This window comes from Exiguobacterium antarcticum DSM 14480 (assembly GCF_000685865.1).
Classification (GTDB): domain Bacteria; phylum Bacillota; class Bacilli; order Exiguobacteriales; family Exiguobacteriaceae; genus Exiguobacterium_A; species Exiguobacterium_A antarcticum.
In genome coordinates, this window is record NZ_JMKS01000003.1 from 214105 (window position 1) to 229402 (window position 15298).

General features: G+C 47.9%; 15 protein-coding genes and 1 riboswitch. Of the genes, 2 read left to right on the top strand and 13 right to left on the bottom strand.

The features are described 5' to 3' along the window. Positions 1-2: 2 nt before the first annotated feature. From plsX to P404_RS0102215, 7 genes are all read right to left on the bottom strand, one after another. Positions 3-998, bottom strand: a complete 996-nt coding sequence (gene plsX, locus P404_RS0102185) for a phosphate acyltransferase PlsX (RefSeq protein WP_014970714.1) — start codon at positions 996-998, stop codon at positions 3-5. Further along, positions 995-1564, bottom strand: coding sequence for a transcription factor FapR (fapR, locus tag P404_RS0102190; protein ID WP_014970715.1), 570 nt, complete (start codon positions 1562-1564; stop codon positions 995-997). The genes plsX and fapR overlap by 4 nt, the downstream gene beginning before the upstream one ends. 85 nt (positions 1565-1649) lie before the next feature. Then, positions 1650-3680 carry an ATP-dependent DNA helicase RecG gene (gene recG, locus P404_RS0102195; RefSeq protein WP_026829881.1) on the bottom strand — a complete coding sequence of 677 codons (2031 nt, stop codon included), beginning with the start codon at positions 3678-3680 and terminating at the stop codon, positions 1650-1652. Then, positions 3664-4560 carry an L-serine ammonia-lyase, iron-sulfur-dependent, subunit alpha gene (gene sdaAA / locus P404_RS0102200; protein ID WP_014970717.1) on the bottom strand — a complete coding sequence of 299 codons (897 nt, stop codon included), beginning with the start codon at positions 4558-4560 and terminating at the stop codon, positions 3664-3666. The genes recG and sdaAA overlap by 17 nt, the downstream gene beginning before the upstream one ends. Positions 4561-4564: 4 nt before the next feature. After that, positions 4565-5227 (bottom strand): L-serine ammonia-lyase, iron-sulfur-dependent subunit beta, encoded by a 663-nt coding sequence (gene sdaAB, locus P404_RS0102205; protein WP_014970718.1) that lies wholly within the window; start codon positions 5225-5227, stop codon positions 4565-4567. 89 nt (positions 5228-5316) lie between these two features. Then, positions 5317-6990 (bottom strand): DAK2 domain-containing protein, encoded by a 1674-nt coding sequence (locus P404_RS0102210; RefSeq protein WP_026829882.1) that lies wholly within the window; start codon positions 6988-6990, stop codon positions 5317-5319. Between the two features lie 25 nt (positions 6991-7015). Continuing rightward, the gene (locus P404_RS0102215) at positions 7016-7378 is read right to left on the bottom strand and encodes an Asp23/Gls24 family envelope stress response protein (protein ID WP_014970720.1); all 363 of its coding nucleotides are present in this window, start codon (positions 7376-7378) and stop codon (positions 7016-7018) included. A gap of 282 nt (positions 7379-7660) precedes the next feature. On the opposite strand from P404_RS0102215, the gene rpmB reads away from it, so the two are divergent. Both rpmB and P404_RS17280 read left to right on the top strand, forming a co-directional pair. Further along, a complete protein-coding gene (rpmB, locus tag P404_RS18155; RefSeq protein WP_012370787.1) occupies positions 7661-7849 on the top strand; it encodes a 50S ribosomal protein L28 in 189 nt (62 codons plus the stop codon). A gap of 140 nt (positions 7850-7989) precedes the next feature. Continuing rightward, entirely contained in the window at positions 7990-9393 is a 1404-nt protein-coding gene (locus P404_RS17280; protein WP_014970721.1) for an amino acid permease, read from the top strand. Between the two features lie 259 nt (positions 9394-9652). On the opposite strand, the gene P404_RS0102230 is transcribed toward P404_RS17280, so the two are convergent. From P404_RS0102230 to P404_RS0102255, 6 genes are all read right to left on the bottom strand, one after another. Further along, on the bottom strand, positions 9653-10258 hold the full coding sequence (locus tag P404_RS0102230; RefSeq protein ID WP_014970722.1) for a thiamine diphosphokinase: 606 nt from the start codon (positions 10256-10258) through the stop codon (positions 9653-9655). Beyond that, positions 10258-10818, bottom strand: a complete 561-nt coding sequence (gene thiT / locus P404_RS0102235) for an energy-coupled thiamine transporter ThiT (protein ID WP_014970723.1) — start codon at positions 10816-10818, stop codon at positions 10258-10260. Before thiT ends, P404_RS0102230 begins: the two co-directional genes overlap by 1 nt. 62 nt (positions 10819-10880) lie before the next feature. Then, a riboswitch (TPP riboswitch) is annotated at positions 10881-10987 on the bottom strand. A 23-nt stretch (positions 10988-11010) separates the two neighbouring features. After that, positions 11011-11667: a ribulose-phosphate 3-epimerase gene (gene rpe, locus P404_RS0102240; RefSeq protein WP_014970724.1), complete on the bottom strand. Its 657-nt coding sequence runs from the start codon at positions 11665-11667 to the stop codon at positions 11011-11013. 1 nt (position 11668) lies between these two features. Continuing rightward, positions 11669-12574, bottom strand: coding sequence for a ribosome small subunit-dependent GTPase A (rsgA, locus tag P404_RS0102245; protein ID WP_014970725.1), 906 nt, complete (start codon positions 12572-12574; stop codon positions 11669-11671). Between the two features lie 38 nt (positions 12575-12612). After that, a complete protein-coding gene (gene pknB / locus P404_RS0102250; RefSeq protein ID WP_014970726.1) occupies positions 12613-14538 on the bottom strand; it encodes a Stk1 family PASTA domain-containing Ser/Thr kinase in 1926 nt (641 codons plus the stop codon). A 2-nt stretch (positions 14539-14540) separates the two neighbouring features. Beyond that, positions 14541-15275 (bottom strand): Stp1/IreP family PP2C-type Ser/Thr phosphatase, encoded by a 735-nt coding sequence (locus P404_RS0102255; protein WP_014970727.1) that lies wholly within the window; start codon positions 15273-15275, stop codon positions 14541-14543. Between the last annotated feature and the right edge of the window lie 23 nt (positions 15276-15298).

Genomic DNA, 15298 nt, shown 5'->3' on the forward strand with positions numbered 1-15298 from the left:
CTTTAGATTTCTTTTGTCGCCTTTGCCTCGATGATTTTTGAGACCACTTGTTGCTCGACCATCTGTTCTGCTTGTGCCAGCGCACGACTGAACGCATAGGCGTTACTCGATCCGTGTGCTTTAATCACAGGCGCAGCAATTCCGAACAATCCGGCTCCGCCATATTCTTCGTAGGCGAGGAGTTGTTTCATCTTCTTTAACTTTGGCTTTAAAATGAACGCAGCAATTTTTGAACTGAGTGAACTCATGAACTGTTCCTTCATCATCCCCATGATCATGCTAGCAGCCCCTTCTGTACTTTTCAAAAGGGTGTTTCCAGCAAAACCTTCTGTCACGATGACATCCACATCCCCACTCATCGCGTCTCGCGCTTCGATATTTCCTACAAAATGAATCGGCGCTGTCTCAAGTAATGGATAGGTCTCTTTCGTCAATGCATTCCCTTTGCCGGCTTCTGAGCCGATATTCAGCAATCCGACTTTCGGTCGATCGATTCCTCTTACTTGTTCTGCGTAGACAGAGCCCATGATTGCGTAATCGAGCAAATGTTCTGCTTTCGCATCCGGGTTGGCACCGACATCTAAGATGACGACACCTTTTCCGTTTCGTGTCGGGAACGTCGGCGCAAGTGCCGGACGGTCAATCCCTTCGATCCGACCAATCACAAACAATCCGGCTGTCATGAGTGCTCCCGTATTGCCTGCTGAAATCAAGGCATCTGCCTCTTTTGATTTCACCAGGTTTGCAGCCACTACGAGTGAGCTGTCTTTTTTTCGCCGGATGGCACGGACCGGTTCGTCTTCTCCGGTAATGACAGAGGGGGCATGAACAATCGTCACCCGCGGATCTTTGATGTCATATGAACGCAATTTCAACTCATCTCCGACTAAGCGAATCTCGAGTTGTTGTTTGGGACGTTCTGCTAAAAATTGAACGACTCCTTCTACGATGGCGCGGGGAGCATGGTCGCCCCCCATCGCGTCTACTGCTAAAATCATCTGGACTCCTCCTTACTGCTCCGATACACGGTGAATTCACCGATGAACACACACTCATCGCCAACAAAACTTTCGACGCTGATGTCGGACCGTCCATCTTGACGATGAGAACTGACGAAGGCTTTCGCCACGACACGTTCTCCCACGTGAACGGACCGGGTGAACTGGACATTGGCTTTTGTCGTCAATGCCAGTTCATCATCAATCAACGCGATCGCAAGTGAATTGGCTTGCGCAAATAAAATATGTCCTCGCGCGATGGCATTTCGGCTAAACGCATGTTCCGGTAGAATTTCTAAGATCGAAATCGCCGATGTATCGAGTTTCAGGTCAATCATATCACCAATGACTTCATTTTCAGTTAACGTACGCACATCATCCAGTCGTTCCGTCGCAACATGTTTAATCCGTTCGCGTAATTCTGGAATCTTCATCTCCATCCGATCCAATCGGATCGTCTGGATGCTGACGTTGAAACGTGTTGCTAACGCTTCATCGGTGATGAACGGATTTTGTTCAATTGTATGCTGTAGTTCAGTTTGTCGTTCTTTTTTAGGTACCCGCATGTACGTTCCTCCCACAAGAAGGATGACCACCATTATTACCTGGTACTAATAGTAGTATATATCCCTTGTTGTTCACTTTCAAGTATTATTCAATTCTTTCTCCGTCAAGCAAACCTTGTTGCTCGATATACCGTCTTAAGACGGCATACTCGGGGTGTTGCCAAAAGGCATCCGATCGGAGCAAACGGACAGCATCATTTCGAGCCGTTTCCATGACTTGAATATCAAGTGCTGGATCGGTCAAAATAAACCGTGGCAATCCACTTTGTTCTGTTCCAAAAAAATTACCGGCACCCCGTAACTCTAAATCTTTTTCCGCTAACTTAAAGCCGTCATTCGTTTCCGTCATCGTTTTGATCCGTTCTTTCCCCGTATCCGAGGAAGGATCCGCAATCAAGATACAAAAAGATTGAGCGGCACCGCGACCGACACGGCCACGTAGCTGATGTAGTTGAGCCAAACCAAACCGTTCCGCATCATAAATGACGATGATTGAGGCATTCGGAACGTTGACCCCCACTTCGACAACCGTCGTCGAGACGAGAAGTTGAACGTGATTGTCTTTAAACGCCTGCATGACGTCCTCTTTTTCCGACGAACTGAGGCGTCCATGCATCAGACCGACCCGATGCGTCGAAAAACGTTCGGTTAACAGATGATGCAGTTCAATCGCATTTTGTACATCAAGCGACTCAGATTCCTCAATCAATGGCGTGATGATGTAAGCTTGATGACCGAGCAGCAATTCTTTTTCGACAAACCCAAACACACGATCGATTTGTTCCGGTTTAGCCCAATACGTCTCGATTTCTTTTCTTCCTGCTGGCATCTCGTCAATGATTGAAACATCCATATCGCCGAACACGGAAATCGCTAGCGTCCGTGGAATCGGTGTTGCCGTCATGTAAAGAACATCCGCTTGCTCGGCTTTCGCCCGAAGTCGTTTCCGTTGTTCGACCCCAAAACGGTGTTGTTCATCCGTGATGACAAGATGGAGATTTTGAAAGACGACGGTATCTTGAATCAAGGCATGTGTCCCGACCAAAACATCGATTTCTCCTTGTCGCAAAGCTTCTAGCAACAGCAGACGATTTTTCCCTTTGACCGAACTCGTCAATAATCCAACCTTGATTCCGAGCGGTTCCAGTAAGGGCGCTAAGGATGAGGCATGTTGTTCCGCTAGAATTTCCGTCGGTACCATCAAGGCTCCTTGTTTATTTGCACGGACCGTCGCAAATAAGGCGATGGCGGCCACGACCGTCTTCCCACTCCCGACGTCCCCTTGGAGCAGACGATTCATTCGTTCTGACCGATGCATATCCGCTAGTATTTCCTCCGTCACACGTTGTTGGGCACCGGTTAACGGAAACGGTAGCCGGTTGATGAACTGGTCAATCTCTTGTTGAAAGAGCGGTAAGGCGATGCCTTGTCCTTTTCGTTTTCCCAGGCGAAGTGTCTGTAACTTCAGTTGAAAATAGAGACATTCTTCATAGACATAACTCCGCCGGGCCGTCGTGAGATCCTGACGGGTCACCGGAAAGTGTAGTCGTCTCAACATCGTCATCCGGTCCAGTAACCGGTATGTAGTCCGAATCGGATCCGGAACCCGTTCTTCTAAGGACACACTTTCCGCAAAGGCCAATTCGACGACGCGGCGAAACGTCTTCATCCGCATATCACCTTTCAACGAATAGACAGGCGTCAATTCGCCTTCAATCGCCCCGAACTGAAGCTCCGTCGCTGAAATCGTCATCCGGTGTAAATCCCATTTCCCGCTGACCGTCACTTCTTCTCCCAGTTTCAATTGTTCCTTGTAAAAGGCACGATTAAACATCGTCACCGTGACGCTGTACCGTTCTTCGACTAGCAACCGGAACGTCAAGCGGTTTTTCCCTTTTCCATAGTAACGAACGAGCGCTTCTGATTGTACTTGTCCGGTAAATTTGACTTTGTCTTCATGAATCGCTTCCGTCAAACTGCCGGTCACAAAATCGTCATAACGAAACGGGACGTGCTCGAGCACGTCCGCAATCGTCAGGATATCCATTTCTTCTAGTTTCCGGGCTAAATCACGCCCGACTCCCTTTAGTTCTGTTACCTTACTTAATGGATTCATTCGATAACTCTCCAAAAATCTTCGATTCGAGCCAGCGCCCGGTCGGTGTGTTCGCGAGCCCACCTTTTGCCGTCTCACGTAACGCTGACGGCATCATTTGTCCGATCTCATACATCGCCCCGATTACTTCGTCGCAAGGAATCCGTGACGTGATTCCGGCTAACGCCATATCAGCAGCAACAAGAGCATTTGCGCCCCCCATCGCATTCCGCTTCACACACGGTACTTCAACAAGTCCTGCCACTGGGTCGCAGACGAGTCCGAGCATGTTTTTTAGAGCGATCGCAAAGGCATGGGCTGATTGATCCGGTGTCCCTCCCGCCATTTCAACGATTGCAGCAGCAGCCATCGCCGTTGCCGAACCGACCTCTGCCTGGCACCCTCCGGCCGCACCGGAAATCGAGGCATTGTTGGCAACCACGAATCCAAACGCTCCGGATGTGAATAAAAAGCGTAACATCTGTTCTCGACTTGGATTCAAACGTTCTCTCACCGCAAACAACGTCCCGGGGACAACACCCGCACTACCGGCTGTTGGAGTCGCGCAAATTTTCCCCATCGCCGCGTTGACTTCATTTGTTCCAATCGCCTTACTGACTGCATCCAGCAATAAATCACCAGACAATCCTTTGCCACTCGCCCGATACCGTTGTAGCAACACGGCGTCGCCCCCCGTCAGACCGGTAACGGATTCAACACCGTCACCTGTCAACGAACGTTCAACTGCCGCTTCCATCACTTCGAGATTCCGTTCCATCATGCCCAACACTTCGTCCCGTTCTAAATGACGGACCGTCATTTCCTGCTCAATCATGATTTCTGAAATCGGTACATTTTTATCCATCGCAAGTGCGACGAGTTCTTTTACGGATTTAAACATCTCTTCACTCTCCCATCATGACAGAACGTTCCACTTGTGGTAACCGATTGATTTCTTCGAGTACAGCGCTTGGCATCCGATCATCAATTTCAATCGCCATCAAGGCCTGTTTCCCTTTTTCGTGTCGCGAGACTTCCATGTGTCCGATATTGATTTCATAATCTGCCAAGATACTAGTCACGGCTGCAATCGCTCCGAAGCGATCATGATGCAACACGACTAAGGCAGGTCCACCACCGGATAGGCGTAACGGTACCCCATTCAGTTCGGTAATCTCAATCGTGCCCCCACCAATCGAAATCCCGACGAGTTCAAACTCTGCTTGCCCATCGGTCAGATGGACACGTGCTGTATTCGGGTGATCCGTCAACGCTTCACTCGTCTCAAAATGAATCCGAATCCCTTTTTGTTCCGCAATCTTAATCGATTCGGGAATCCGATCATCAAACGTATCGTACCCCAATACCCCTCCGATAATCGCGACGTCCGTTCCGTGTCCCCGATACGTATCTGCAAATGACCCATAAAATGTAATTGTAATATCTGTTGGTAACTCCCCAAATAATTTCCCCGCCATCAAGCCAATTCGTGCTGCCCCCGCCGTATGCGAACTGGATGGTCCGACCATGATCGGACCGATGATATCAAATACACTCCGGTACTTCATCTTATTTCCCCCTCTCGTTTAAAAACAAAAATCCCACCTCTATTATCGCAGATGGTGGGATGTGTGAAAAGGTACGTTCACGTTTTATATTATTCGACGCTTAAAATATAAGAATAAAGTGGTTGTTTCCCGTCGTGGACTTCTACTTCCGCTTCTGGATTAACCGATTCGATATACGCAACGAGTTCGTCCACTTCCGTTTGCGTTACCCCTTCGCCAAACAACACGGTAATGATCTCATCGTCTTCCGTGACGAGGATATCAACCAATTTTTTGACGGCTCCAAGGCTCGAGTGATCCGTTGCGATGATTTGTTTTTCCGCAATCGCCATATGATCATCTTTTTTAATCTCAATGCCGTCGATGCTCGTGTCGCGAACCGCATACGTTACTTGACCTGACTTGACCGCGGCGATCGCATCCATCATATGACGTTCGTTTTCTTCGACCGTCGCTTCCGGATTGTAGACGATTGTCGCTGCTAATCCTTGGGGAACGGTCTTCGATTTGACGACCGTCACACCACAAGACGCAACCGATGCCGCTTGTTCTGCCGCCATGATGATGTTTGAGTTGTTCGGATAGACATAGACATGCTCCGCATGTGCATCTTCAATCGCTTTGACGATATCTTCCGTTGACGGATTCATCGTCTGTCCACCTTCGATGACGACACTGACACCAAGCGACTTAAAGAGTTCGCTGATACCTTCGCCCATCGCTACCGTGACGAGCGCCGACTGGGCTTTTGCTTTCGTCGCGACCGGTGCTGCCACTTGATTGACACCCTCTTCTTCGAGGATCGTCGAGTGTTGTTGACGCATGTTTTCAATTTTAACGGCAACCAGTTCACCAAAACGTTGTCCTTTTGTGATGACTTCGCCTGGCGTTTCGACGTGGACGTGGACTTTCAACAATTCTTCGTCTGCAACGACCAACAAGGAATCGCCGAATTCCGCTAACTCATTTCGGAACGCTTCCTCACTGAACGGTGTGTTTGCCAATTTATCGTCTTGGAATCGCACCATGATTTCTGTGCAGTACCCGTAATGGATTTCTTCCGTCGACATGAAGCTTTGAGCCGATTTATGATGCTCTGCTTCGACGAGGGCTTCCATGACTGGAGCATGTGGTTTCTCTAACTCTTTGCCTTCGAGTGTCGCGAGGAACCCTTCATAGATGCAGACCAGTCCTTGACCACCTGAATCGACGACGCCGACTTCTTTAAGTACAGGTAATAAATCTGGTGTGCCTTCGAGTGATACTTTTGATGATTCGACGATGCCACGCATTAATTCAAGAAGATCCGTTGTCGTCTCGGACTGAGCGATTGCCGCAACAGCTGTCTCACGGGCAACGGTCAAGATTGTTCCTTCGACTGGTTTCATGACAGCCTTATACGCTGTATCGACCCCTTTTTGTAACGCGTCTGCAAATTCCTTTGTGTTGATCGCATCTTTTCCTTCGATCGACTTCGAGAAACCACGGAACAATTGACTTAAGATGACACCAGAATTTCCACGTGCTCCCATTAAAAGACCACGTGCAAAAACCGTGGCGACTTCAGAGACAGAGTCTGTTGTTGTTTTTGATGCTTCTTTTGAACCGGATGTCATCGTCAAGTTCATGTTTGTTCCCGTGTCACCATCTGGGACCGGAAAAACGTTCAGCGAATCGACGAAATCCGCATTTTGATAGAGATTCGCTGCGCCATTCTGGATCATCTTGACCAGTTGCGCTCCTGTTAAACGATCTACGCTCACTAAAATTTCCTCCTCTATTCCCGCCTTAGACATTCGTCAAGCGGACTCCTTGGACAAAAATATTGACAGATGTTACTTCTAAACCAAGTGCCTGGCTGAGTGAATACTTCACACGGCTTTGGACATTGTTTGCGACTTCTGAAATTTTTGTTCCATAACTCACGATGATATGCATATCGATATGAACCTGCTCAGAAGCTTGTCGTACGATGACGCCACGTGCAAAATTTTCTCGTTTGAGCAATTCAGCAAGTCCGTCTTTAATTTGGGATTGGGATGCCATACCAACGACACCAAAACATTCCATAGCTGCTCCGCCCGCAAGTTGCGCGACGACATCATTGTCTACATCAATTTTTCCATAGGTCGTTTTCATCTCGATCGCCACCTGTGTAGCCCCCTTTATTAATCTGTTCTTCTCATAATTCTACTATAAGGACCTACTATTGAAAAGTCGCCGTACTGACTATACAATGAATAAGTGAAAAATAGTAGCGGTCAAATGAACTTTTACCATCATCCTCATTCATTATTTTAAATTTTGAGGTTGTCTGTCAAGTTTTTTTCTTGTCAGCTACTTTTTTTATGTTGCAACCGTCTTAACAGCATGCTAAGATAGCAAAGTGTCTATTAGGACGAACGCAAAACAACATAAAAGGAGGCGGAACGCATGGCACGTAAATGCTACGTTACTGGGAAATCGCCGAAGTCGGGAAACAACCGATCACACGCATTGAACAAAACGAAACGCACTTGGGGAATCAACGTACAAAAAGTACGTATCCTCGTTGACGGTAAACCTAAAAAGGTTTGGGTTTCAGCTCGAGCGCTCAAATCAGGTAAAGTCGAACGCGTATAAGACGCAGTAACCGGATGGGAATCTTCCCTTCCGGTTCTTTTTTTGGTCTTTTTTTATTTTTCTCATAAACTAATTGTCGGAACATTTGAAAACGCTTACAATAAGTGGGCAGTTATTTTTTTCAAGGGGGAAGGGTCAACATGCAGTTAAAAAGAGAAATGACAAGCCGGCATCTCTTCATGATTTCGCTTGGCGGCATCATCGGAACAGGATTGTTCCTCGGTTCTGGATTGACAATTTCGCAAGCTGGACCGCTGGGGGCGGTCCTCAGTTACATCGTGGGTGGGACCATCATGTATCTGACGATGTTATGTTTAGGGGAAATGGCCGTGCACATGCCGGTATCGGGCTCGTTCCAGACGTATACGACCCGGTTCATCGGGCCGGGGATCGGTTTTGCCGTCGGTTGGATCTACTGGCTAGGCTGGGCCGTGACGGTGGCGCTTGAAATTACAGCCGCCGGCAGTTTGATGGGACGTTGGTTCCCGGACACACCAATCGTCATCTGGTGTGCCCTTTTCACCGTTATCTTATTTGGTCTCAATGCCGTCTCGGCAAAAGCGTTTGGGGAAGCAGAATTTTGGTTTTCGAGTTTGAAGGTCCTCGCCATTCTCTTTTTCATCGCGCTCGGGGGAGCCGCTTGGTTTGGTTGGATCGATATGACCGCCGCACGTCCAGAAACCTTATTTGCGAACTTTACGGCAAACGGTTGGTTCCCGAACGGCGTGCTCGGCGTGTTGACGACGATGATTGCCGTCAATTTTGCTTTTCAAGGGACTGAATTGATTGGTGTCGCTGCCGGTGAATCGAGTGATCCCGAAAAATCGATTCCAAAAGCCATTCGCAATACGGTCTGGCGAACGTTCATCTTTTTTGTCCTCTCGATCACGATCATCGGTGCCTTGATTCCGTATGAAACCGCAAGTGGGATCAGCAGTCCGTTCATCATGGTCTTTGATGCCATCGGAATCCCGTATGCAGCAGATTTGATGAATATCGTCGTCTTGACTGCCTTACTATCGGTCGGAAACTCTGGTCTGTATGCCGCGACCCGGATGTTATGGTCGATGTCACAAGAAGGGATGATTTCGAAAAGACTTGCGATCGTCAATTCACGTGGCGTTCCGATGCGGGCGTTATGTTTTACGATGCTATTTGCCATGTTATCGCTCCTGACCGCTTTTTTCGCCGAAGATACCGTCTTCATCTGGTTATTGTCACTCGCAGGACTCGGGGCACAGGTCGGTTGGATTTCGATTTCCGCCTCACAAATCGCTTTCCGCCGTCAATTCATTAAAGACGGTCATTCGGTCAGCGAGCTGAAGTTTAAAACACCGTTCTTCCCGATTTTACCGATTCTATCCTTTTCATTGAACATGCTTGTCTTGATCAGTCTGGCGTTTCAGGCAGATCAACGGATCGCGCTGTATATCGGCGTTCCCTTTTTCCTTCTGACATGGGCTTCTTACCATCTGTTCGTCAAAGGAAAACATATTGCAGCACAGACGGAACGGCAAGCTGCCAGTTCTACGTTGGACCAATGATGATTCATCTCAAAAAAACGGGGCTGACTCAAAAGTGAGGACCGTCTCTCGATTAAAAGGAATGAAGGGAGGTGGATTTCCGGTGTTTGATTCGGAAATCCACCTCCCTTTTCCTTCGTGAACAATAAGAATTTGCATAGAAATGGCCGATGATTCCGTGAAAAGATGGAATCAGCGGCCATTTGATTGATGGAGGACGGAACCGTCCGTCTCAAGGATTGATCTTGACCTGACTTATGAGTCAGCCCCGTTTTCTCTGTTAATCGGCAAGACTTCTGATCATGAGGATCTCACCTTTTTGAACACGGATGTCCGCCACTCTTTGTCTGGTCCATTCGTTACTGACAGTCAATGAACCACCGACTGGAACGGTCTGCTCCATCAATGGATATTTGACGCCACAGAGCGTCAAGACTGTCGAAACAAGTGGAATGAAGGACAAGTAATGATACTGTTCCGCTTCGATTTCATAACGTCCTTCGGGCAAAAAACGTACATCTGCCTGTTTCGTCACAAGGCGCGCTTCGGGGAATTGTTTTAACAAATACACATTTTGAAGTGTCATATCAATCCTCCCGCCCGTCGCGCCAAAGATTAACAATTCCGTGACTTCATAGTGTTCATAGACATACCGTAACGCCAATTCCAAATCCGTCTCATCTTTTTCAGCAGGATGCAAAATAGCTCCCGTCGGTATATGACCAAGTGAATCAAAATCACCGATCGCCAGGTCAAAGTCGATGCCTTGATCCACCAAGGTCGCAATGCCCCCGTCGACGCCGATGACACGTGTGTTTTCGAATAAAAACGGTTTTAGTAGCGGCACCTCTTCCGACGGACCGGCTGCGACGATGATGATCCGCATCAGACACCTCGTGCCGAATAACGAAGAAGTCGTGGCGCCGTCGTAAACAAGAGACCAGCAACAATTCCACATAGTAGATAAGACGGAACCATGTAGGTCGCATTATAAATCAGTGAATACGGCACGACCGGACCTTCTGCGTATTCGGCAAAGAACACGATGCCGCTGATGACGTGACAGACATACCGTAAGCCTGCACCAAGCAACGTCGCAATGAGAACAATCGTCATCAAACGTCCATTTTTCCCATCCGCTGCTGCTTTTTTGACTTGTCGGGCAAACAGTCCGCTCAACCCGACGACACCAAAGGCGATCGTATAATCGAGTAACGGTTGAACGACCGTCAGGATTTGTGGGGCAAACATCAATTGAATGGTCCCGACAAGAGCTCCCGTCACGACACCACCAACGACACCATGACGAAATGCCATCACGAAAATCGGCAACATTGCCAAACTGATAGAACCACCTTGAGGCATTTTAAACGGGATCAATAAATCAAAGACAACCCCTAGACTTGCAAAGATTGCAATTTCCATTAACATTTGTAGCCGTTTCATTCTTTTTCCTCCTAAAAATAAAATCGCAGGACGGCAAAAAGGCAGTACGACGGACGCCGTACTGCCTGCGTGCGCCACATCCCTACGTCCGTCTGAACGGAACAGGTTCGAAGGGTTAAAGTCCGATCACTTCTCTCAGCCGCTTGACGCGACACCCCTTGCGGTCATCATTTAATTTTGATTTCTTGTTTATTATACGTGAGCAGCGTTCCGAATACTAGTGATTGCTTCTGCATAATCCGGTGTATTGTAGATGGCGGATCCCGCAACAAGGACGTTTGCACCGTTCTCGATACATAACTTCGCCGTCTCGGCGTTGACGCCACCATCGATTTCAATCTCAAATGATAGATTTTGTTCTGCTTTCAAGGCGGCCAGTTGCTTTAATTTTTTCATGACACCCGGAATAAATGCTTGACCACCGAAACCTGGATTAACTGTCATCAATAGGACCATATCAACGTCTTCTAACACATGCTCAATCGCTGAAAGGGGCGTATGTGGATTGAGTACTACCCCAGCCTTAGCTCCCGCTGCTTTAATTTGTTGAAGGACACGATGGACATGATTCGTTGCTTCGACATGAAACGTCACGATATCGGCCCCTGCCGCAACAAATGCTTCGACGAAGTTTTCCGGACGGTCAATCATCAAATGAACATCGAGAACCATGTCTGTTTTTTGACGCAAACTGCTTAAGACCGGTAGACCAAACGAGATATTCGGAACGAACTGTCCGTCCATGACATCGAAGTGGATATAATCCGCTCCGGCCATTTCAACGGCTTTAACGTCCCGCTCTAAGTTTGCAAAATCTGCTGATAAGATTGATGGTGCGATTTTAATCATCTTAATACCTCCGCGTCCGATTCTTGATTTCCTCTACAAACATACCATAATTCGTATACCGGGAAGGCATGATTTCGCCCGCTTCCATGGCAACCTTGACCGCACACCCCGGTTCATTCAGATGAAGGCAACCTCGATATTTACAGTCATCTTGTAAAGCAACGAACTCTGGGAAACACCACCGTAATTCCTCAAGCTCCATCTCATGTGGGAAATCGAGATTCGAAAAACCAGGTGTATCGGCGATCAATCCTTCACCAAGTGGAATCAACGTCACGTGGCGCGTCGTATGCCGACCGCGTCCAAGTGATTTTGAGATATGACTCGTCTCAAGCGCTAACGCCGGTTCTAAGGCATTCAACAATGAACTTTTACCTACGCCGGACTGTCCGGCCAAGACACTGGTCTTATCCTTGAGTAGTGGACGAACAAGTTCGACACCAAGCAATGTCTCACTTGAAGTCTCGACCACGTGATAACCAATTTTTCGATACGCAGCAATCGCTTCGTTTACTTCCTGTGCTGTTTTCCCCTGCAATAAATCCATCTTCGTCAAGATGATGATCGGCTGAATGTCCTTCGCTTCAATCAAAACAAGAAAGCGGTCAAGGAGATGTGCAGAAAAATCGGGTTCTGCTGCTGAGACGACCAAAAGTGCTTGATCGATGTTCGCAACCGGTGGTCGGACTAAGAAATTTTGCCGTTCTTTTACTTCCAAAATGTATCCTGTTTCACTTTCGATGTGTAACACGACTTCATCCCCTACAACCGGACTGATGCCTCGTTTTCTGAAATTACCACGTGCCCGTGATCGAATTTCACCCTGAGGTGTCATGACATCATAAAATCCACCTTGCAAACGAATAATCGTCCCATCCCGATTTTCTTCGATTCGACTTTCTGCCATCCTGTGCCCTCCTGTTGGCAGGATTATTTTCCTGCCCATTATTCTTGTGATTTTGCCTGATTGTACGTAATCGTTTTGGAGCGATATACTTCATCGTCTTTATAAATCGTAATCTTTCCTTCGTCACCTGGATCAATCGTCAACGGAACATCAAATGTTTCATCTTGATCAATCGATTCTTCGATGACTGTTCGTTTGCCCTTCGCGTCCTCCGTTTCAATCCGGATGACTTGACGAGGAGCGGGTTCTTCTTCTTCACTGATGCCATCATACACCACTTTTTCAGGGAATGTAGCCGTAACCGTTTTTTCTTCTTCGCCACGTGAGATGAAGACGGTCACCGAATCATTGGGTTCCACTTGCGCGCCCGCTTGCGGGTACTGTCGAATCACTTGATCCAGCGCGACGTCACTTGAGAATTCTTGTTCAAACGTTCCGTCTAGTCCCGTCTCGTCAAGATAAGCTTTCGCTTCGGCGCTCGACAAGTCTGTCAGATCCTTTAAGACAAACGTCGACGATCCGTTTGAAACCGTGATCGTGATCATCTGTTCTTTGGCAATGACTTCTGTTCCAGCTGAAATCGACTGTCGGATGACGTTCCCACGTTTGATGTCTTCTGACTCTTCTCGTTCGATATCGACTTTCTCAAATCCACTATCCTTAAGTATGGCAATGGCTTTTTTCTCTGTCTCATCTGTCACATCCGGAACTTCAACCGGATCACTTCCTGTCGAAACAACAAGATTGACGGTCGAACCTTTTTTGACGGTTGCTTTCTCGCGTGGAGATTGACTGATGACGAAACCTTCTTCCACCGTATCACTTGAGCGTTCGGTCGACTCGACGAGAAAACCTAGTTTCTCAAGTGTCGTTTCTGCTTCATCCGCATCTTCCCCTGCCACATCCGGAACAACGACTGTCGGATCAGGCCACATCGCAAACGTGGTCGCCGCTCCCCCTACTAATAAAAGAATCAGCAAGACCCACCACCAGCCGCGTTTTTTCTTCTTTTCCGGTTTCGGAGTGACGGTTGCGACTTTCGGGATCGATGCTGTCTGTGCAGTATCTTCTGTCGGTAGGGAAACCGGGCTGAGTACCATCGTTTGTTCCATTTGATCGTCTCCGCGAATCCCTTCATTTGCTCGCTCGGCAGACATCGCGGTTATCATGTCTTCCTTGAACGCTGCGACTGACTGTTGTCGATCGTGTGGGGCCTTCGCCAAGGCTTGCATGATACAATTCTCGAGTGCTTGTGGGACGGCAGGATTTAGTGCCGTCGGTCGCCGTGCTGTGTCTTGAAGGTGCTTCAAGGCGACAGCCACCGGCGAATCGCCTTCGAACGGAACTTGTCCGGTCACGAGTTCATACAGGACAGCTCCCAGCGAATAAATATCTGATTTTTCATCGGCAAATTTTCCTTTTGCCTGTTCTGGTGAAAAGTAATGAACCGATCCTAAGACAGACATCGTATGCGTCAAGGTTGCATTTGACATGGCGACGGCGATTCCGAAATCCGTAACTTTTACGGTCCCATCCTCACGGACAAGCATGTTCTGTGGTTTAATGTCGCGATGGATGATCCGATGCGCATGCGCGTGGTCAATCGCATCACAAATCTGACGAATGATGTCAATCGCTTTTGACACTGGTAAGGCCTGACCTTCACAATAGGTTTTCAGTGTCATCCCGTCGATGTATTCCATCACGATATAATAAATGGCTTCTTCTTCCCCTACATCATACACCGCAACGATATTTGGATGATTTAAACTTGTCGCAGCATGTGCTTCTCGTTCAAATCGCCGAATGAATTGTTCATCGTGTGAAAACTCAGTACGTAAAATTTTGATTGCGACAGTTCGATTCAAGATTTCATCATATGCCTGATAAACGTTTGCCATTCCGCCATTTCCAACTAACCGTTCTATGCGGTAGCGGTCGTTCAATCGATCTCCGTAACGCATATTCAGATCCTCTCTCTTTCTTTAAAACGGATTGCAGCAATCGTAATGTTGTCTGCGCCCCCCCGCTCATTTGCCTCTGATGCTAAACGTTCGACGATTGTCTCGAGCGACTCATCTGCTTTTAGGAGTCGCTGCATCACGTCGTGGGGGACTTCATCCGATAATCCGTCACTGCAGACTAAGACGATGTCATAATCTGGTGCGTCTCGGACTTGGATGTCGACATCAACGGATTCATTCGAACCAACCGATCGTGTGATGACATTACGACGGGGATGATTCTCAAGCTCCGCTTCCGATAATTCGCCTAGCTGTTTCAACATGTTGACATACGAGTGGTCGTCGGTCAGTTGTTTGAGCTGTCCCTCTTCGAGCGCATACACCCGACTATCTCCGACATGACCAATGACGAGCAGATTATCTGACCAACAGACACAGGCCATCGTCGTCCCGACAATTGATAAGTTCTCGATTTTAGAAAAACGTAGGATTTGCGTATTCGCTTCTTTCACCAATTGTTCAATCCAAGAAGACAGTTCCATCGGTCGGTTCGGCATCTCGGTATAGGCCTCTGCAAAAATCTGTCGAACGATCGCACTCGCCGTCTCACCAGCTGCGTGCCCGCCCATACCATCTGCAACAACTGCCAATCCTTGTTTCGCATCCCCTACCAACAAGACAGTATCTTCATTTTTTGAACGGACCTTTCCGGTCGTCGTCAAATAAGCTAACTCCATACCCGTCCTCCTCTTCGTTTCTG

Coding starts and splice junctions, on each gene's coding strand:
- P404_RS17280 (WP_014970721.1), top strand. CDS start 7,990: ATGCAGTTAAAAAGAGAAATGACAAGCCGGCATCTCTTCATGATTTCG.
- rpe (WP_014970724.1), bottom strand. CDS start 11,667: ATGATTAAAATCGCACCATCAATCTTATCAGCAGATTTTGCAAACTTA.
- P404_RS0102230 (WP_014970722.1), bottom strand. CDS start 10,258: ATGCGGATCATCATCGTCGCAGCCGGTCCGTCGGAAGAGGTGCCGCTA.
- P404_RS0102255 (WP_014970727.1), bottom strand. CDS start 15,275: ATGGAGTTAGCTTATTTGACGACGACCGGAAAGGTCCGTTCAAAAAAT.
- recG (WP_026829881.1), bottom strand. CDS start 3,680: ATGAATCCATTAAGTAAGGTAACAGAACTAAAGGGAGTCGGGCGTGAT.
- fapR (WP_014970715.1), bottom strand. CDS start 1,564: ATGCGGGTACCTAAAAAAGAACGACAAACTGAACTACAGCATACAATT.
- thiT (WP_014970723.1), bottom strand. CDS start 10,818: ATGAAACGGCTACAAATGTTAATGGAAATTGCAATCTTTGCAAGTCTA.
- rpmB (WP_012370787.1), top strand. CDS start 7,661: ATGGCACGTAAATGCTACGTTACTGGGAAATCGCCGAAGTCGGGAAAC.
- rsgA (WP_014970725.1), bottom strand. CDS start 12,574: ATGGCAGAAAGTCGAATCGAAGAAAATCGGGATGGGACGATTATTCGT.
- sdaAA (WP_014970717.1), bottom strand. CDS start 4,560: ATGTTTAAATCCGTAAAAGAACTCGTCGCACTTGCGATGGATAAAAAT.
- plsX (WP_014970714.1), bottom strand. CDS start 998: ATGATTTTAGCAGTAGACGCGATGGGGGGCGACCATGCTCCCCGCGCC.
- pknB (WP_014970726.1), bottom strand. CDS start 14,538: ATGCGTTACGGAGATCGATTGAACGACCGCTACCGCATAGAACGGTTA.
- sdaAB (WP_014970718.1), bottom strand. CDS start 5,227: ATGAAGTACCGGAGTGTATTTGATATCATCGGTCCGATCATGGTCGGA.